Origin of the sequence: Simiaoa sunii, from assembly GCF_014337175.1 — a bacterium.
GTDB classification, from domain to species: Bacteria; Bacillota; Clostridia; order Lachnospirales; family Lachnospiraceae; genus Acetatifactor; species Acetatifactor intestinalis.
On the sequence record NZ_CP060633.1, the window covers coordinates 2,721,043 to 2,739,528 of the forward strand.

The 18,486-nt window shown below is 45.5% G+C and carries 22 protein-coding genes and 1 riboswitch; of the genes, 21 read left to right on the top strand and 1 reads right to left on the bottom strand.

What is annotated here, in order from left to right; translation table 11 throughout:
* The first annotated feature begins 41 nt into the window (after positions 1–41).
* Positions 42–749 carry an FAD-dependent thymidylate synthase gene (locus H9Q77_RS12625; protein ID WP_025577927.1) on the top strand — a complete coding sequence of 236 codons (708 nt, stop codon included), beginning with the start codon at positions 42–44 and terminating at the stop codon, positions 747–749.
* Positions 746–1,159, top strand: a complete 414-nt coding sequence (locus H9Q77_RS12630; RefSeq protein WP_005361111.1) for a dUTP diphosphatase — start codon at positions 746–748, stop codon at positions 1,157–1,159. The genes H9Q77_RS12625 and H9Q77_RS12630 overlap by 4 nt, the downstream gene beginning before the upstream one ends.
* Before the next feature lie 119 nt (positions 1,160–1,278).
* Here H9Q77_RS12630 and H9Q77_RS12635 read toward each other — a convergent pair whose 3' ends face one another.
* Positions 1,279–1,593: a helix-turn-helix domain-containing protein gene (locus tag H9Q77_RS12635; protein ID WP_005361112.1), complete on the bottom strand. Its 315-nt coding sequence runs from the start codon at positions 1,591–1,593 to the stop codon at positions 1,279–1,281.
* A 149-nt stretch (positions 1,594–1,742) separates the two neighbouring features.
* Between H9Q77_RS12635 and H9Q77_RS12640 the strand changes: the two genes are divergently transcribed.
* The 19 genes from H9Q77_RS12640 (at position 1,743) to H9Q77_RS12730 (ending at position 18,407) form a co-directional block, all read left to right on the top strand.
* The gene (locus H9Q77_RS12640; protein WP_025577925.1) at positions 1,743–2,252 is read left to right on the top strand and encodes an SLOG family protein; all 510 of its coding nucleotides are present in this window, start codon (positions 1,743–1,745) and stop codon (positions 2,250–2,252) included.
* 65 nt (positions 2,253–2,317) lie between these two features.
* Positions 2,318–2,443: a DUF3789 domain-containing protein gene (locus H9Q77_RS12645; RefSeq protein WP_081017347.1), complete on the top strand. Its 126-nt coding sequence runs from the start codon at positions 2,318–2,320 to the stop codon at positions 2,441–2,443.
* 3 nt (positions 2,444–2,446) lie between these two features.
* Complete coding sequence (locus H9Q77_RS12650) at positions 2,447–4,555, top strand: DNA topoisomerase 3 (protein WP_249325793.1); 2,109 nt, start codon at positions 2,447–2,449, stop codon at positions 4,553–4,555.
* The gene (locus H9Q77_RS12655; RefSeq protein ID WP_025580944.1) at positions 4,552–4,935 is read left to right on the top strand and encodes a hypothetical protein; all 384 of its coding nucleotides are present in this window, start codon (positions 4,552–4,554) and stop codon (positions 4,933–4,935) included. The genes H9Q77_RS12650 and H9Q77_RS12655 overlap by 4 nt, the downstream gene beginning before the upstream one ends.
* 5 nt (positions 4,936–4,940) lie before the next feature.
* Positions 4,941–5,309, top strand: coding sequence for a cysteine-rich VLP protein (locus H9Q77_RS12660; protein WP_118611978.1), 369 nt, complete (start codon positions 4,941–4,943; stop codon positions 5,307–5,309).
* 192 nt (positions 5,310–5,501) lie between these two features.
* Positions 5,502–6,095 carry a hypothetical protein gene (locus tag H9Q77_RS12665; RefSeq protein WP_005361127.1) on the top strand — a complete coding sequence of 198 codons (594 nt, stop codon included), beginning with the start codon at positions 5,502–5,504 and terminating at the stop codon, positions 6,093–6,095.
* Positions 6,096–6,108: 13 nt separating this feature from the next.
* Positions 6,109–7,029 (top strand): DUF4316 domain-containing protein, encoded by a 921-nt coding sequence (locus H9Q77_RS12670; RefSeq protein ID WP_249325794.1) that lies wholly within the window; start codon positions 6,109–6,111, stop codon positions 7,027–7,029.
* On the top strand, positions 7,029–7,727 hold the full coding sequence (locus H9Q77_RS12675) for a hypothetical protein (protein WP_055158499.1): 699 nt from the start codon (positions 7,029–7,031) through the stop codon (positions 7,725–7,727). The genes H9Q77_RS12670 and H9Q77_RS12675 overlap by 1 nt, the downstream gene beginning before the upstream one ends.
* Positions 7,724–8,068, top strand: coding sequence for a plasmid mobilization protein (locus tag H9Q77_RS12680; RefSeq protein WP_055158497.1), 345 nt, complete (start codon positions 7,724–7,726; stop codon positions 8,066–8,068). The genes H9Q77_RS12675 and H9Q77_RS12680 overlap by 4 nt, the downstream gene beginning before the upstream one ends.
* A gap of 85 nt (positions 8,069–8,153) precedes the next feature.
* On the top strand, positions 8,154–8,444 hold the full coding sequence (locus H9Q77_RS12685) for a CD1845 family protein (protein WP_005361132.1): 291 nt from the start codon (positions 8,154–8,156) through the stop codon (positions 8,442–8,444).
* Positions 8,445–8,532: 88 nt separating this feature from the next.
* Complete coding sequence (locus tag H9Q77_RS12690; RefSeq protein WP_249327164.1) at positions 8,533–9,942, top strand: relaxase/mobilization nuclease domain-containing protein; 1,410 nt, start codon at positions 8,533–8,535, stop codon at positions 9,940–9,942.
* 57 nt (positions 9,943–9,999) lie between these two features.
* Positions 10,000–10,099, top strand: a riboswitch (TPP riboswitch).
* 224 nt (positions 10,100–10,323) lie between these two features.
* Entirely contained in the window at positions 10,324–10,998 is a 675-nt protein-coding gene (locus H9Q77_RS12695; protein ID WP_055200141.1) for a TenA family protein, read from the top strand.
* Entirely contained in the window at positions 10,995–11,798 is an 804-nt protein-coding gene (gene thiD, locus H9Q77_RS12700; protein WP_117440194.1) for a bifunctional hydroxymethylpyrimidine kinase/phosphomethylpyrimidine kinase, read from the top strand. Before H9Q77_RS12695 ends, thiD begins: the two co-directional genes overlap by 4 nt.
* An 11-nt stretch (positions 11,799–11,809) precedes the next feature.
* Complete coding sequence (gene thiE, locus H9Q77_RS12705; RefSeq protein WP_004611584.1) at positions 11,810–12,451, top strand: thiamine phosphate synthase; 642 nt, start codon at positions 11,810–11,812, stop codon at positions 12,449–12,451.
* Complete coding sequence (locus tag H9Q77_RS12710; RefSeq protein ID WP_005361145.1) at positions 12,441–13,097, top strand: HAD family hydrolase; 657 nt, start codon at positions 12,441–12,443, stop codon at positions 13,095–13,097. Before thiE ends, H9Q77_RS12710 begins: the two co-directional genes overlap by 11 nt.
* Before the next feature lie 2 nt (positions 13,098–13,099).
* The gene (locus H9Q77_RS12715; RefSeq protein WP_223385983.1) at positions 13,100–13,585 is read left to right on the top strand and encodes an NUDIX hydrolase; all 486 of its coding nucleotides are present in this window, start codon (positions 13,100–13,102) and stop codon (positions 13,583–13,585) included.
* Positions 13,586–14,145: 560 nt separating this feature from the next.
* Positions 14,146–14,838, top strand: coding sequence for a response regulator transcription factor (locus tag H9Q77_RS12720; protein WP_249325795.1), 693 nt, complete (start codon positions 14,146–14,148; stop codon positions 14,836–14,838).
* Complete coding sequence (locus H9Q77_RS12725; protein WP_249325797.1) at positions 14,835–15,866, top strand: sensor histidine kinase; 1,032 nt, start codon at positions 14,835–14,837, stop codon at positions 15,864–15,866. Before H9Q77_RS12720 ends, H9Q77_RS12725 begins: the two co-directional genes overlap by 4 nt.
* Before the next feature lie 165 nt (positions 15,867–16,031).
* Positions 16,032–18,407 carry an ABC transporter permease gene (locus tag H9Q77_RS12730; protein ID WP_249325798.1) on the top strand — a complete coding sequence of 792 codons (2,376 nt, stop codon included), beginning with the start codon at positions 16,032–16,034 and terminating at the stop codon, positions 18,405–18,407.
* Positions 18,408–18,486 lie beyond the last annotated feature (79 nt).

The following is an 18,486-nucleotide window of genomic DNA, read 5'->3' on the forward strand; positions in this document are numbered from 1 at the left end:
AAATTTTGAACTGCCAGGCGGTAGCGGAAGCAGAAAAAAACATGGTCTTTGCGGCAAGGCTTACCCAGCAGGGACATAAGATTGCCTCAATGGACGACCTGATGGAGCTCTACGAAAAATCATTCAGCGTTCAGACAGTAGCAGCTATGGGGGCGCTTCCCCATCCTACCATCCAGAAATTTGCGGTGATCACGGTAGCCATTGTCGGCGCCAGCAGGCGTTTTCTGGCGCAGATCACCCGCCACCAGAACGAAGTAAAATTTATGAGTGCATCGCTGCAGTACAGCAACTATACGGGACAGGCGGATTTCGCTGTCCCGTATTCTATTATGACGGCTCCGGCAGTGGTACGGGAACTGTACTTAAAAAGCTGTAATGAAAGCATGAAATGTTATGAAGCCCTGTGCACTGCCGGAAGCGGGCACGATGCGGCCGGCTATGCCACGCCCCAGGGATTGCGGAATGTACTGCTCATCAGCGCCACCCCTTATCAGTGGAAACATATCATCAGCCAGCGGGTATGCCGGAGAAATACAGATGAAACAAGGATCGTGCTGCTAAAGGTCTGGAAAGAACTTTATGAACTAAGCCCTACTTTGTTTGCCCCATCACTGACCGGGCCTTTTTGTCAGATGGATCGATGTCTGGAAGGGAAAATGACCTGCGGACGAAAACTGCAGGCAAATATGACGCCAGAGGATATTTTGGAAAAAGATTATCCTGCTCTTTGGGAAGGAGACTGCCGATGAAAATAAAACTGATCGACTTTGGCGTACCGGAGCACCAGCGTCCTTACCGTCCGCATGGCAATGATGCCGGAGCGGATGTTTATCTGCCCTATGACTGTACCTTACAGCCCGGAGAAATCGCCAAAATTCCTTTGGGTTTTGGACTGGAAATACCGGATGGATATGCGGGATATATCTTTCCCCGTACCAGCATGGCGGTAAAAGGTCTGGTCTGTGAACTGCCGCCTGTGGATTCCGGCTACCGTGGAGAGATCCATGCGATCATCAGCAATGTAAGCAATCAGGCGCAGTCTCTTTTTAAGGGAGCCCGTATCGGGCAGCTTGTGATCACGCCGATCGTCATTGCGGATTTTGTAACCGATCTGGGAACAGAACGAGGAACCGGCAGCTTTGGCAGTACCGGCGAATAGAAAAAGGCTGTTTGGAAAACAGTTTTTGAATACTTATCGGTATAGGGAGCGGACATTTCGAGAACATTATAAAATATAATAAAGAAAGTCACGAAAAAAGCGGCCATTACCGTGACCGCTTACTTTCTGCTATTGAGTTCTTTCATAATACCGAGGATATATTGCATGGATTGAGGATCAAGCTGTCTTGCCTCTGCAATGAATTCCTTTAAGGTTTCCGGGTAGGTATTTCCTTCATCAAAGAATTCCTGCGGTGTCACACCCAGATATTCGCAGATGTAGAAAAAAGACTGCATAGCGGGAAGTGACTTTTTATTCTCAATATTATTGATGTAGTTGTTTGCCTGACCTAACGATAAAGACATATCGCGTGCGGAAACTCCTTTCTGTGTCCGCAGCTTCGCTAATCGTTCCGGGACAAAATCTTCATACATCGCCTTCACCTCCCATTCTGTAATAGATTGTACCTTACACCCCTTTATTATCCGCAAAGAGAAAAAGGGTATTATCGTTGACTTGCTAAATAAAATCTATTACTATGTGAAAAGTGAAGAATTTTACCTATCAGATGGAGGGATGACCGATGAAAGGAAAAACTTGCTGTGTTACCGGACACAGGGATTTACCGCAGAATGAGATCAACAAAATAAAAACAGCCTTGGCACATGAGATCGATGCTGCTGTTACAGATGGGTTCACCTGTTTTATGAGCGGTTTTGCAGATGGCGTAGACCAGTATTTTGTGGAGCTGGTGCTGGAAAGAAAGCAGACCACCCCGGCACTGGAGCTGATCGCAGTGATCCCTTACCGCAAGCGTCTGGACAGCCTAAATAAGAAAACAAGAACCCGTGAACTGCTGGAGGCTTGTGCGGATGTTGTTGTGATACAGGAAAAATATCTCCCAAGCGTCTACTCCCACAGAAATCGTTATATGGTGGAACACTCCGACCGAGTGATCGCTGTATATGACGGACGGGAAACCGGAGGTACAGCAAAGACGATCCGCTTTACCCATCGGATGAAGAAGGAACTGCGGGAAATCCCAGTTGGAGAGATCGTCCTGCCGGATCACTTGAAACCAAAAACAAAATAGATACCTGTTGATGCGCTCACTTTGAAGTGGGCGTTTTTCTTTACCCATTTTTAGGAGGAATGCTTATGTGGAACCTGATTTCACATTTCCTTACCTTTGCCGGAGGAATGGCTTCCGGCGTTATGTTGATGTGTCTTATGCAAACCGGAAAACTTGCGGATAAAGAATTTGAAACTATGAAGGAGGAATAAAAATTGAAACTTGTGATTGCAGAAAAGCCCTCTGTTGCTATGTCACTGGCAGCAGTATTAGGCGCAACGGAAAGAAAAGACGGTTATCTCGAAGGTTCCGGCTATCTGGTGAGCTGGTGCGTGGGACATCTTTTGGAACTGGCACAGCCGGAGGCTTACAAAGAACAGTACGCCAAATGGCGGTATGAGGATCTTCCGATCCTACCGGAAAACTGGAAATATGAAGTGCCAAAGGATAAGAAAACGCAGCTTGCCCTTTTGTGCCGGTTGATGAAGGACAAACGGGTGGATTCCGTGGTATGCGCTACGGATGCTGGACGAGAAGGAGAACTGATCTTCCGTCTGGTCTATGAATATGCCGGATGTAAAAAGCCTATGGAGCGCCTTTGGATTTCCAGTATGGAGGATGCGGCGATCCGTGAGGGCTTTGACCATCTCCACCCCGGCAGTGATTACGATAAGCTCTATGATGCGGCGGTCTGCCGGGCAGGAGCCGACTGGCTGATCGGGATCAATGCCACCCGGCTTTTTTCTGTCCTGTATGGTGTCACCCTAAATGTCGGCCGTGTTATGTCACCGACACTGGCACTTTTGGTACAGCGTGAGTCGGATATTGAATCCTTCATCAGTAAGCCTTTTTATGTGCCGGAAATCACCTGCGGAGGTTTTACTGCTTCCGGCGAAAAAATGACGGAACGATCCGAGGCTGAAAAAATCCGTATGGACTGTGACCACAACTCCGCTTTTGTGCGTTCTGTGGAAAAGCAGGTAAAAACTATACAGCCTCCCCGCCTTTATGACCTTACAACTCTGCAAAGGGAATGTAACCGTATTTATGGCTATACGGCTCAACAGACCCTTGATTATGTGCAATCTCTCTATGAAAAGAAGCTGGCAACCTATCCGAGAACGGACAGCCAGTATTTGACGAAGGACATGCAGGCAACCGCCGCTTCCCTGATCCTGTGGCTGCGTGACAATATGCCCTTTGGAAAAGGCTACGCCGGAGAGCCGGACATTGACCGGGTAACAGATGACAGCAAAGTGACTGACCACCATGCCATTATCCCAACTGTGGAAATCGCACGGACAGACCTGTCAGAGCTTCCTTCCGGGGAGCGGGATGTGCTTACCCTGCTTGCCGTCAGACTGCTTTGTGCCACAACGCAGGTACACCGATTTGAAGCGGTCACCGCTATATTGGACTGCCAGGGATATACTTTTACGGCAAAAGGAAAGACTATTTTGCAGTCCGGCTGGAAAGAGGTGGAACGGATTCACCGTATGAGTATCAGGCAGAGTGAAACGGAACACAAAAAAAATGAAGCTGTCGCTCTCCCTGTGCTGCAGGAAGGACAGACTTTTGAAGCTGTATCAGCAAGTCTCCGTGAAGGGAAAACTTCACCGCCGAAACACTATACGGAGGACACACTGCTATCCGCTATGGAGACTGCCGGTGCGGAAGATATGCCGGAAGATGCCGAGCGTAAAGGATTGGGTACTCCGGCTACCCGTGCGGCAACACTGGAAAAGCTGGTTTCTGCCGGATTTGTACAGCGAAAGAAAAAGCAGCTCATTCCTACGGAAAAAGGAAAGAACCTGATCGCAGTCCTGCCGGACAATATCAAATCTCCCATCTTAACTGCAGAATGGGAATCCATGCTGAAACAAGTGGAACATGGCGAACTGTCGGCAACATCTTTTATGGATCAGATTGCAGATATGAGCCGGACGCTGGTAAAAGAACATACTACCCCGGAAGAACGTTTTGCGGATCTGTTTCCTTCTTCCAGAGGAACTGCACATGAAGCCGTAGGGGTATGTCCTCGCTGCGGAGCCCCGGTATATGAAGGAAAGAAAGGTTTTTTCTGCGACAACAGGGAATGTTCTTTTGCTCTTTGGAAAGATAACCGTTTCTTTTCCAGCAAGAAAAAATCCATCACAAAGTCTGTGGCAGCGGCTCTTTTGAAAGAGGGCCGTCTTTCTATGTCCGGGCTTTACAGTGAAAAAACAGGAAAGACCTATGATGCGGAAGTGATTCTGGATGATACCGGCGGTAAATATGTGAATTTCAAGCTGGAATTTCCAGTAAAGAAAGGCAGGCGTAAATGAGCGATCGAAAAACCTTTGAATATGGCGGTTATCACTTCACGCCCATACGAAAATTTCACAAAAAGGAAGGCGACTTTTTCGCCATATCGAAACGGCTGGCAAGTGACCCCAACTTAGGGCTGTGTACCTATCAGGATCGGCAAAAAGCACCTTATGATTACAAAGACTTTTATACCGTTTCAACAGACAAAGAATGTGATATTTTCCGCTGCGAAGAAAATGGATTGTTGTATGTACCAGGAAAAAATGAACTTTTTATTTACCATGAACCAAAACAGAAAAAGCGGAACTCTATCGCCGATGCCCTTTCACAGCCCAGGAATGTTACTGATACAACCGAAATTTCCAGCGGTCGGCAAAGCAGAGCCCCGGAAAGGTAGGCGTTATGGCGGAGAGAGAATTGAACCGCTCGGAGCGGGCTACGATCCGAAAGCTGGTTACGGAGTTTTGCGCCAACTATGACTCCCAGGATAAGATCTGCCTTCCTCTGGACAGCCCTTGTTACATGCTGAATAAATGGTGGACCGGTGCTTATTGCAGGTACTTTGAAAAAGCGGTGCTGCCGGTGGATGCAGCACTGGAATCAGCCATTACCGGCGAGGACACCTCCATGAGACAGAAAATATGCCCTGTGTGTGGAAAGGCATATCTTCCTACAACCAGCCAGGCATATTGTTCCGCTGCCTGCCGGGTCTATGCAAGACGGAAATCCGAGCGGGAACGCAAACGCCGGAAGCGGCAAAACCAACCATGATATGTCCGCAACTTAGCCTTAAAAGTCCTTGATTTTCAAGGGCTTTTTGCACCTGTTTTCAAGGGAGCTGTATAAGAATACTCCGGTGCTTTGAAATGAGGTTAAGTTGCGGACAAAACATATATTTTAACAAAAACGATAGGAGGCGATTTTTTGAATATCAACACGATTACCGCGGAGGACCTTCGCCGCATGCCGGATAAGGAAGGACTGATTTTACAGGGCTGTGGCGGGGATCTGACAGAGTGGGTGGACGGGATCAATGAAATGCTGACAAAAGCAGGCATATTGAAAGATGGCTGTCAGTTTGAGAATGTGGCTGCTTTTCAGCACGGCGAACTGACCTGTCTGCTTTACCCGTTTGATGATGTGAAACTGGATATAGGAAAACTTGCCCTGTGGCGTTTACAGACCCATGAAGTCTATGGCGGCACATGGCTGTCGGACTTTGTGCCGAATTATTTAGGCGGATTTATAGAAACACCGGAAGCGTTGGCAGATAAACCGGATTGTCCGCTGATCGGAGCAGATGGGAACATTTTTAATCTGCTGGGTATTGCTTCCCGTACTTTGCGGGAGCATGGTTTGAAAGAACAGGCAAAAGAAATGTCTGATCGGGTATTTGTTTCCGGCAGTTATGGAGAAGCGCTCTGTATCATTGGCGAATATGTCAACATCACAGATTCCGAACTGGAGCATAAGAATTCTCTCCGTCAGCAGCTAAAAGCAACAAAACCGGCAGACCCGGTAAAAAAGCAACAAACTTCCAAACAGCAGGAACGATAAGGAGGGATGCGGAATGGAAAAGAAACGGACCTATGGTGTATGGGCAGTACGAAGCAGCACTTCTATTTTCGGACCGGCACAAAGCTGGTGCAAGGAAAATGGAAAACCGTTGGAGTTTGATACCAAAGCTGCTGCTGAAAACTATGCAAAGGAAGCCAACGAACATACGACAGCAAATGTCCGATACTATGTGAAAGAAAAAGAACCGGAGCCCGGTGCTGTTCGGAAAGGAACATCTCAACCGGAGCTGGATGCACGCAGCCATGAAGAAGTGATACCAAGAAATGATGCAGCGGAAAAACAAAATGAGATTCCGGGCAGACAGATTCCTTCTCAAACAGATCCGCTGGTAGAAATCCGCTCTGCGGTCCATAGTAATTACGCGGGTATGGTCGCTATGCTGGGTGCGGACAACCGTGTGTATTTTGGGCGTGAGGAACGCTGCCATTACCAGAATATGCAGCCATCTTACTATGACAATCAGGACGGTTCCCTGTGTTTTGTCTGTGATCAGCCCGACATGTACTATTTTCTCTATGGAGAAGGCTGGGCGCATACCCAGGCGGAAATGCTGGAACGAGGGCTTACCCTGCGCCAGTATGAAGAATTTGCAAGACTGCAAAATGGGGTCCTTGCACAGTTTACCACCCAAAGAGAAATTCTGTTTGCCGGACAGCCATTTCAGGCGCCGGAGAGTTATCTGCGCAATGCAGAACTTTATGAGGAAGGTCAGACCGGCAACTACAATATGCTGGATGGCAGGCTGAACAACGAACCTCCTGTGCGCCCGGATCTGACAGACGGACAGACGGATGAAGAAATCCGGGAGCTGGTGCCGGAAGCAAAGCCGTCTTTGATGGACCGTTTGAAAGCAGACAAACCGGAGCATGAAGCAAGGCAGATGATCCCTCCGGTGCCGGAAAGGGAACGCTGATGGCCGGGGTAAGATTTGAGGATGTAGATCTTTTGGGTGCTCTTTCCCGTATCGTAGATCTTCATACCCAACATTATAAAGAGGACTTTGACCTGGATAAGGAACTGATCTCAAAACTGGCTGTGTCAGAGCGTTCAGAGGATAAACAGCTTCTTTGGATGTCACGCCCTTGCGGAACCTATACCCTGCGCGAACGGGAAGTTTATCTGGAGGGCAGCCATGAAAACAAAGTGTGGCGGTTTTACCAGGAGCAGACAAATGATCCCGTTTTGGCTTATGCCATCTCTTTGAAAGAAGTCAGGGACGGAAAAATATTTGGCGATCTCTATCCGCTAAATTATAGAGAACATGTGGAACGGATGAAAAAATTGACCTGTCCAATCGGAAATGTAGCCGTTGCTTTTGAGGATGGAAATGTTATCACGATTCCCTATCAGGAACGGAGACAATTTATGAACCGGCTTATGCCAGAGCATGGAGCCCCTAAAACAATGACTTATCTGCCAGAAAATGAGCCGGAGCTGATGATAATTCTAAAACGGGAACGCCTCAAACGCAGCTATCATGCGACAGCCGGAAATCTGGAGGAATATCTTGATAAGCTGGAAAAGACCACCCTGCGGGAAAAACTCAAAAGAGCAAAGACGGCGGTTTCGACGCAGGAGGTCTCATCTCATAAAAGAGGGTTGGAACGATGAATGGCGGGCATAACAAAAAATCCGTCCGCGTCGAATTTGTCATGTCCGAAGCGGAGGCCGAACTGGTAAAAGAACGCATGGCGGAACTTGGCATTACCAACCTGTCGGCATATCTGCGAAAGATGGCCGTAGACGGTTACATCATCCACCTTGATATGGGAGATATTCAGGAAATGATCCGGCTTCTCCGCATTTGTTCCAATAACTTAAACCAATATACCAGACGGGCCAATGAGACCGGCAATATTTATGCCGCAGATATAGATGACATCCGCACCCGTCTGGACAGCCTTTGGGATGGCATGGACAAACTGATCCGGGGATTTGCAAACATTTCATAAACAGCCGGAAAGCCGTTGCTTTCTTTTTGCCGTCACGGTAAAATTTTTATAAGGGCAGATGCCCTTCTGAAAGGAGGCAAAGCGTATGCGTTTGATAGGTAAATTACTGGCACTTCCCTTTATGCTGGTTACGGGGATTCTTTATCTGGTATGTAAATTTTTAGTGGTTCTTTCCGGTGCGGTACTTGGGATTCTTTCTGGGATCATCTTTCTGGCGGCATTGGTGCTGTTCTTTGTCGCAGGATTTTTGCCGGGTCTTGCATGGCTTATGATCGCCTTTCTTATCAGTCCATACGGTCTGCCTCTGGCGGCTGCATGGCTGGTAGGGATCATTGGCGGGGCAAACAGTGCCTTAAAGGATTTTATATTTGGTTAAGCAGATTTGGCGGGGCGCATAGGCAGCCCCGCTCTTTTTCTGCAATTATAACTTCTCTGATTGGAATTAAGTTAAGGAGGTGACGAAAATAGCGACCACAAGACTGATGCCTCTGCATGTAGGAAAAGGTCGGAATATCTCTACTGCGATCTCAGATATTATTGATTATGTAGAAAATCCGCAGAAAACCGATTTTGGAAAATTCATTTATGGCTATGAGTGTGATACCCGGCTTGCTGATGCAGAGTTTCTTCTGTCCAAACGACAGTATGCAAATCTGACCGGCAGAAATCAGGGTGCAGATGATGTGATCGCCTACCATCTCCGTCAGGCATTTAAGCCCGGCGAAGTTACGCCAGAAGAAGCTAATCAGATCGGCAGGGAGCTGGCACTGAAGCTCACAAAAGGAAACCATGCCTTTGTTGTCTGCACCCATGTGGATAAGCACCATGTCCATAATCACATCATTATCAACTCTACTACACTGGACTGTCAGAAAAAATTTCGCAACTTCTGGGGTTCTACCTGGGCAATCCGGCGAATGAATGACAAGCTGTGTTTGGAGCATGGACTTTCGATTGTAGAAAATCCGAAACCCAGCCGGGAGCATTATGGCACATGGCTGGGAAATAAAAAGCAGCCTTCCTTTCAGGAGCAGATACGCATTGCTATTGATGCTGCATTAGAGGAAAAGCCAAAAGATTTTGAGGAACTTCTACAGAAGCTGGAAACTGCTGGGCTGGAAGTCAACCGTGAAAGAAAACATCTTCGGTTCCGAGTTCCGGGACAAGAAAATTATACCCGATGCGATACGCTCAAAGGCGATTATACAGAACAGGCCATCAAAGAACGGATTGCCGGTACACGGACAGTAAAACCCCGCCATGCCTTTTCTAAAAAAACGGTTTCCAAAGTTGGATTGCTGGTTGATATTGAAGTTGCAATCCGTTCCGGCAAGGGCCCTGGTTATGAGCGCTGGGCAAAAGTGTTCAACCTAAAGCAGCTTTCTCAGGCAGTGCTCTACTTAAAAGAACATGGCGATATGGGTTATGAGGATATTCTGGAAAAAGCCAACGCCACTACCACTAATTTCAATACCTTATCCGTTCAGATCAAAGATCTGGAGTCAAAAATGAACGCCAATGCCGAGCTGCAAAAACAGATCGTAAACTATGCGAAAACGCGGGCTGTCTATGTAGAATATCGCAAAGCCGGGTACAGCAAAAAATTCCGAACAGAACATGAAGCTGAAATTCTGCTGCACCAGGCGGCAAAGAATCATTTTGACGAGCTGGGAATCAAAAAGCTCCCCTCTGTCAAATCTCTCCGGGAGGAATACACCGATCTTCTGGAACAAAAACGGAAAGCCTATTCTGCCTATAAGCAGGCCAAAAATGATATGAAAGAACTTCATAATGTTCGGGCCAATGTGGAATACCTATTAGAGATTTCTTCCCCACCACAACCGCAGCGCAGCACAGAAAAATCCCGTCAATAAGGTTTGCTAACTTGAATTCTATAGACCTTGACTTTCCGGGACTTCTTAACTATAATAATACTCAAGCAGGGGGACTACCTTGTAGTTGAGAAGGTTAAAACCTGACCCTTTGAACCTGTTGGCTAATACCAACGCAGGGAGCTAAAGAATACAGATTCGTATTTTTTGGACATTCTCTGTTTTGGGAATGTCCTTTTTTAATTGAATAAGATATGATATGTGTTTGCGAGGGAACTGAACAAGTTGAAAAAGGTAAGACCTGACCTCTGGACCTGTCGGCTAATACCGGCGTAGGGAAGCAATTTCTTACGCTCGTATTGCGTCTGAAAGAGCTTCTAATTGTTTTAGAGGCTCTATTTTTTTATTTTAGGAGGAACAAACATGGCATTTATGAAAGACATTTTAACCCGCAACATCCCCATTTGGGAAGAATGTGCAGCTACCCCATTTGTGCAGGAAGTGCAAACTGGAAAGCTACCTCTTGAAAAGTTCAAGAGATATATGATTCAGGATAGTATCTATCTGAAAAACTATGCCCGTATATACGGCAAGGCAATTTTTCATGCTGATACATTAAGAGAAATTCAGCTTTACTATTCCATGCTGAATTTTGTAAATGATACGGAATCAGAAGTGCGTCTGGATTATCTAAAGCAATTTTGCATGACGGATAATGATATTGAACTGATCGCTCCTCTGCCTGAAAATCAAAATTACATTGATTTCATGTTTGAGATTGCGTCACATGGAAAGAATGAAGAAATTTTAATGGCGGTTCTTCCCTGTATGCTAAGTTACAGCTATATATTCCGCAAATTGGCGGCTGTTCCTACAAGCAGACAGTCAAGATATTGGGACTTTATCAAAGATTATGCGGATGAACAATATGCAGAAAGCTGCAAAGAATGGTCTGCTTTTGCAGAGCATAAATGTGCCGGGTTATCAGTAGCAAATAAAAAGTATCTGGCTGATATTTTTGAAAAAGCAAGTTTGTTAGAGCTTGCTTTTTGGAAGATGGCCTATCGGAACGAGAGAATGGAGGAAAATGCAAAATGAAAAAAGTATTGTCCATTGCCGGATCAGATTGCAGCGGAGGTGCAGGTATTCAGGCTGATTTGAAAACTTTTTCTGCTCACGGTGTATTTGGAATGAGTGTTATTGTTTCTGTTGTTGCAGAGAACACCAGCCGTGTTATCGACATCCAAGATATTACCCCGGATATGATTGAAAAACAGATTGACGCCGTATTTGAAGATATTGAAGTGGACGCAGTAAAAATCGGTATGCTTTCTACACCAGAATGTATGAAAGCGGTGGCAAAGAAACTATTACAATATAAGCCCCAAAATGTCGTAATCGACCCGGTTATGTATGCCAAAAATGGCTGCCCATTGATGAATCCTACGGCGGTTTCCACCTTGATAGACACAGTAATTCCACTGGCCGATGTACTTACTCCGAATATTCCAGAGGCAGAGAAAATAGCGGATATGCAGATTTCCACAGTTTCAGATATGGAGGCTGCCGCAAGAAAAATATATGCCATGGGTTGTAAGGCGATTGTTGTCAAGGGTGGACATCATATAGGAAATGCTGTTGATGTCCTATTTGATGGAGAAAATTTCTACTATTTTGAAACATCCCGCATTGATACGAAAAATACTCATGGGACAGGCTGTACCTTTTCTTCTGCGATCGCTTCCCAGCTTGCAAAGGGAAAAAGTGTTCCGCTTGCAGTCGAATCTGCAAAGGCTTATGTCACAATGGCAATCGAACACTCTCTTGCGATTGGAAAAGGCTGTGGCCCGACGCACCATTTCTACGAATTGTATCAGCATGGTTTATCTAAAGAATAGGCAGGTGCAAAATGAACTTTGATTATACACTTTATCTTGTTACTGATCGTCAACTAATGAGCTGCGATAGCCTGACAGAAGCGGTAGAACAGGCAATTTTAGGAGGCTGCACAATGATACAACTCCGAGAAAAAGAATTGTCCTCATTAGAATTTTACAATCAGGCTGTTGCCGTGAAACAGGTTACGGATAAATACCATATTCCCCTTATCATAAACGACCGGATAGATATTGCAATGGCTGTGCAGGCTACGGGGGTACATATTGGACAGCATGATTTACCTGCGGCTGCCGTCCGCAAAGTAATTGGGGAAAATATGCTGTTGGGAGTATCTGCATCTTCCATTGCAGAAGCAATACAGGCACAACAGGATGGTGCAGATTATTTGGGAGTTGGCGCAATGTTCCCTACTGGAACTAAAACCGACGCTGATTCTGTATCAATGGAAGAATTACAGAAAATCCGCGCAGCCGTTTCTTTGCCGATAGTTGTTATTGGCGGTATCAATAAGGGAAATGCAGGGCGTTTCAAGCCCATGGGAATTGACGGGCTGGCTGTTGTATCTGCCATCATAGCGCAGTCTGATATAAAAGCTGCTGCTGCGGAACTGAAAGATTTATTTTGCGGAAAGGAAAAGAAAAATGGATTTTAATGCGGCAATCTTTGATTTAGATGGAACAATTCTGGATTCAATGGATGTATGGGAGCATATAGATATTCAGTTTTTGAAAAAGAGAAATCTTCCCGTCCCGGAAAATTATGTAACTGAAATATGTGCAAGGAGTTTTGAGGAAGCCGCACAATATACCATTGATCTTTTTGGATTGCAGGAAACGGTAGAGGGAATTATTGAGGAATGGAATAATATGGCGGTCGAGGAATACAGTAACCATGTCGGTCTGCTGCCCCATGCCCTTGATTATCTTCTGCGCTTAAAAGAACATGGAATAAAACTTGCAGTTGCTACGGGGTTGCCGGAAAAGCTCTATATTCCATGCTTAAAGAACAATTCTATTTTAGAATTATTTGACGCTCTATGTTCAACAGATGAGGTTCAGCGGGGAAAAGAATATTCGGATGTCTTTGAATTGGCCGCAAGAAAATTAGGGGTTGCACCTGAACACTGTATTGTGTTTGATGATGTGCTTCCAGCAATTAAAAGCGCAAAGGCAGCCCGTATGTTAGCAGGCGGGATTTATGATAAGTATTCCGCAGATCAGCGTACAGAAATAGAAAGGATTGCGGATATTTACTTACTTGATTTTCGGCAAGCACCGATCCCACACAAAGAGGTATGAAAATGGAAAAATGGGATTTATATAATGCAAAACGGGAAAAGTCTGGAATAACAGTGTGCCGTGGAGAAATCATACCCAAAGGGCTGTATCATTTATCTGTGAGTGTATGGATCGTCAACCAGCAGGGGCAGTATCTTTTATCACAGCGGCATCCGAAAAAGCAATACCCTCTTTATTGGGAATGTACGGGTGGTTCTGTACTTTCCGGGGAAACCAGTTTACAAGGAGCAATCCGAGAGGTAAAAGAAGAATTAGGAATACTGCTTACTCCCGGAAGTGAAAAATTGATTTATCAGAGCAGACGGGAAAATGTGCAGGATTTTTACGATGTTTGGCTATTTCATAAGGATATAAAGATTGAAGAAATGCGTTTACAGGAAACAGAAGTTGTGGATGTTCAATGGGTAAATCCAGATAAGTTATTTGAGATGTTTCGCCTGAAACATCTGCACCCTCTAATTACCTATGTAGATCAGCTAATAGGCTGAAAAAGCGCCCCTCTGTCAAATCTCTCCGAGAGGAATACACCGATCTTCTGGAACAAAAACGGAAAGCCTATTCTGCCTATAAGCAGGCCAAAAATGATATGAAAGAACTTCATAATGTTCGGGCCAATGTGGAATATCTATTAGAGATTTCTTCCCCACCACAACCGCAGCGCAGCACAGAAAAATCCCGTCAATAAGATTTGTCTGCTTTTGGTTTTCAGCGTTCCAACGGAACGCGCAGCCATTGCCACCGGCAATGATCTCAGGGGTTTGGGGATATGTCACCAACAAGCATTAGCAGGAATTCCGGAAACGGGATTTCTGCTAAATACGCAATCTTACGTAAGATTGCATTGCTTGCCAGTAGTTTTAAGAGTCTTTGGCAGAGGATCTGTTTACAGTTGCCGCATTGATAAACCTTTGATAACTGCCTATAATAGAGTTATTATTTTGAACTGCTATAACAGAGAAATGCAAAAAAATAAAATTTTTTGTCTGTTGTAACATTTCGCGGACATTTGCCTGTTATACTATCTGCAAAAAGCAAAGGAAGTGAGGATATGAAGCAGATTTTAATTGTCGAGGACGACAGTTTTTTGAATAAGATGGTGGCCTATAACCTGACCGCAGACGGCTACGGCGTGACTTCTGCCCTAAACGCCAGAACCGCAGCCGAAGCCATACGCCAGCGGGAATTTGACTTAGTGCTGCTGGACATCAACCTGCCGGACGGCAACGGTTTTGAGCTGTGCAAACTGATAAAGCCCCAGCACCCGGACACCATTGTGATTTTCCTGACCGCTAACGATCAGGAGAGCGACCAGATACGGGGCTATGAGGTGGGCGCGGTGGACTACATCACAAAGCCCTTTGTGATCGGGGCCTTGCAGCGAAAAATCAAAGCCATGTTCGCCATGCTGGAACACCACAAACCGGCCAAGGACATTTACGACGACGGGCGGCTGTTTCTGGACTTCTCGGAGCAGACGGCTTCCTTAAACGGCAAGCCCCTGACCCTATCCCCGATGGAGTACAAAATGCTGAACCTGTTCCGTAAAAATCCCCGGCAAGTGCTGACCCGTGGGCAGCTTTTGGAAAAGCTGTGGGATATAGACGAAAGGTTTGTGGACGAACACACCCTGACAACCTCCATCAGCCGGATTCGTAGCAAGATTGAAGCCGACGGCGGCGCGCCCTACATCAAGACCGTTTACGGCATGGGCTATCAATGGACGGGAGGCGAGGCAAAATGAAGTTTCAGAACCTCTCGGTAAAGCGGCTGTTTGGCCGGGTGGCAATAGGGCTTGTCCTCTCTATGTCCGGGATCACCATAGCCCTGTTTTTTGTGACAAAACAGACAGCGGTGCTGCTGACGGGCGGGGCGCTGCTGCTGTGCGCCCTTGTGGGGATTTTTGTACTGACGCAGGCGTTTGGAAAGCGGCTGTCGCAGTTTACCGCTGACTTGTGCCAGACCTTAGACCACATGATTGCCGGAAATGAAGCGCCCCAGCGCCCGGAGGACAGCGAAACCCAGCTTGCCAGAATCGGACACCGGCTGGCAAGGCTTTACCAGATCATGCAGGAGAATCGCCGCCGGGTGGACGAGGAACGGCAGGAGTTGCAGACCCTTGTATCGGATATTTCCCATCAGGTGAAAACGCCGGTAAGCAATCTGAAAATGGCGACGGACACGCTGCTGGAAAAGCCTATGACCGAGGCGGAGCGCACCGACTTTATCCGGGGAATCCGCAGCCAGACGGATAAGCTGGACTTTCTCTTTCAGGCCCTTGTGAAAACCTCCCGGCTGGAAACGGGCGTGATCCAGTTGGATAAGAAGCCGGGCCGCCTTTTTGATACCGTGGCGCAGGCCATGAGTGGGATCGTGTATGCAGCGGAGAAAAAGGAAATTGCCGTGTCCGTGGATTGCCCGGAGGATTTGACCGTTTCCCATGACAGCAAGTGGACATCCGAAGCCCTCTTTAACCTGCTGGACAATGCGGTGAAGTACACCCCGGCAGGCGGGAAAATCGCTGTGTCGGTGGTGCTGTGGGAAATGTATGTGGAGATCAAAGTGACCGACACCGGCAAGGGCATTTCCGAAAGCAATCAGGCCGCCATCTTCCGGCGCTTTTATCGTGAGGAAGAAGTACACGAACAGCAGGGCGTGGGCATTGGCCTGTATCTGGCCCGCGAGATCATAACGCGGCAGGGTGGCTATATCAAAGTGGTTTCGGAGCCGGGCAAGGGTTCTGAATTTTCTATTATGCTGCCTACAAAATAGAACGCGGCGGACGGCCATTTCCGGCTGCCCGCCGTAAATTTTTTTGAAATGTCCGAGCATTGTAACATTTCACCCCGATTTTCAATGAAATTTTTTGGCCGCTGTAACATTTCGCGGACATTTGGGTTTTACAATACCCTTATCAAATATGGAGGTGATACAACTATGACATGGCCTTTTGAGAACGATACAAGTGCCATTACAAAAAAGTTGGCAAAACGAAACTTAAAAGCAGATAAAAGTAGAAACATCCTCATTATCATTACGATTGCCTTAGCTACCTGCTTGATAATGACAACGACCTTGTATTTTTTTGCTTCGCAGCGAAAATCATTAAATGATGCGGCTGGGCGTTATCAAGCAATTATCAATGAAGTCGATAATGATACCATTACGAAATTAGTAAATGACGATAGGGTTCAAGTGGGTGTAAGTCATTTATTGGGTTTAGTATCTTATGGGGACTACAAATTAACCGTTCGTTCAATGGATGAAACACTAATGAAATTAGCAAAATATCCTGATTTAGAGGGAGAATTGCCCAAATCTACAAATGAAATTGCTATCACAAAGGCGTTTCTTGATAGAGCTGGATTGTCCAAATCCATAGGCGATACTATATCGTTAAATCTGGGAGATGGAGAAAAAGATTATACCTTATGTGGTATTTTGCCTGTCGAAAATTCAAATTATTCCGTATTCGTGTCGCAGTCTTATATTGAAAACAAGATCAGCGAACCGGCATCCTCCGCTTATATCCGTTTGAATGAATCTGATGGTTGGTCTAAGGCTGCTATACAAGCTGAATTATCAACATTGTGCAGAGAATTGGAAATACAGCCGGAGCAAATGCAGTTTTCAACATATTATTTTTCTCTCATTGAACAGAGAAGCAGTCAATATATCACTGTAATAGCATTTATCAGTCTTATTATCGCTTTGGCTTGTACTCTTGTTATTTACAGCCTGTTTTATGTGTCCATAGCCAGAAAAACAAAAGAATATGGAAAACTGCGGACAATAGGGGCAACTGGAAAACAAATGAAAAGAATCGTTTTTAGAGAGGGATTTCATCTTTCCAGAATTGGTATTCCGATTGGAATATTAGCCGGTGCAATAGCGGGATATGTCCTTGTCCCGCAAGGCTGGAACACTTTAATGGTATTTGTAATTGCCGCTGTCACAGCTCTGTTTGTGTATCTATGTGTTATGATTGCTGTAATTAAGCCAGCCAAAATTGCTGCTCATGTTACGCCTATTGAAGCAGTCCGTTATATGGCGGGCAATAATGATGTAATGTCCAACAGTACAAAAGTGTTACATCGTTCTCTATCCGCGAAAAATTTAGCATTCCTTAATTTTGCGAGGAACAGAAAGAAAACCGCTTTAACGATCCTGGCGTTAGGGGTATGTGGAATTTTGCTGATGGCAAGCTCTGCATATTTTAATTCCATTGATCCTTTAGCGATGGCGCGTAGGAGTTTTCCTTACGGAGAAATTCGCCTTGAATTAGGCGATTACGGGCCGCAGGCACATAACAGCGAACAATATTCAGAACTCCAAAAATCGAATCTGCTTACAGAAGATTTTAGAGAATCCATTTTGGACATAGATGGTGTGGAAGAAATAAAAGAATACCAAGGCACCGTTTTGAATGTTCGTATGCCAACGGGGGATATTGAACCGATTGTTTCAGACGCATATACGCCAAGCTCTCAAAAATTGCTTGAAGAATACTTGATTGATGGTACAGCAGATTTACAGGAACTAATCAATAATAATGGCATTATTATTGAAAATGGCCCACAGTGGAAAGAAACTTTTGGGTGGGATGCAGCGATTGGGGACGAACTTCTGATTGAAGTTGGCGGACAAACATTGGAAGTAAAAGTAATGGGAATTGTGGACACTAATATTCCGTATGGCGGATATGATACGCTATTTATTCCTTTAGAAATGCTGTCAAAGATCGTTCCTATTGAAAACCTCAATTATCAATTTATTGTAGATACAGATGACAGTAAATGGGCAGCCGCAAAGGATGAAATCCAAAAGATAATTTCACCGACTTCCAGCCTCTATGTTAGTACCTTGAATGATTGGGTAGAGGCATACAACGAAAAACTATTGAACTATCGTATGCCAGTCTACATTTTTGTGATGTTTATCGGGGTTTTTGGCATTATCAATCTGCTAAATACACTGATAACAAACATCTTGACACGGAAGCGAGAATTGGGTGTTTTGCAAGCGGTTGGTTTGAGCAGTAAACAGCTTTCAAAAATGTTATTGATAGAGGGCTTGTTCTATACATTAGGGGTGCTGCTTCTTTCCATATCATGCGGAACTCTTATTGGGTATCTTCTCTGCACTGTCTTTAGTGCAATGAGTATTTTTGGAAAAGTAAGCTATCATTTTCCGACAGTTGAAATGTTCAGTTATTTTATACTGATGCTTGCCATCCAAATGCTTTTCTCGTATTTGGCAATTCGGCAGATAAAAAAACAATCTCTGGTAGATCAAATACGGGAATCGTCATAAAAATTTTTGAAATGTCCGAGCGTTGTAACATTTCACCCCGATTTTCAATGAAATTTTTTGGCCGCTGTAACATTTCGCG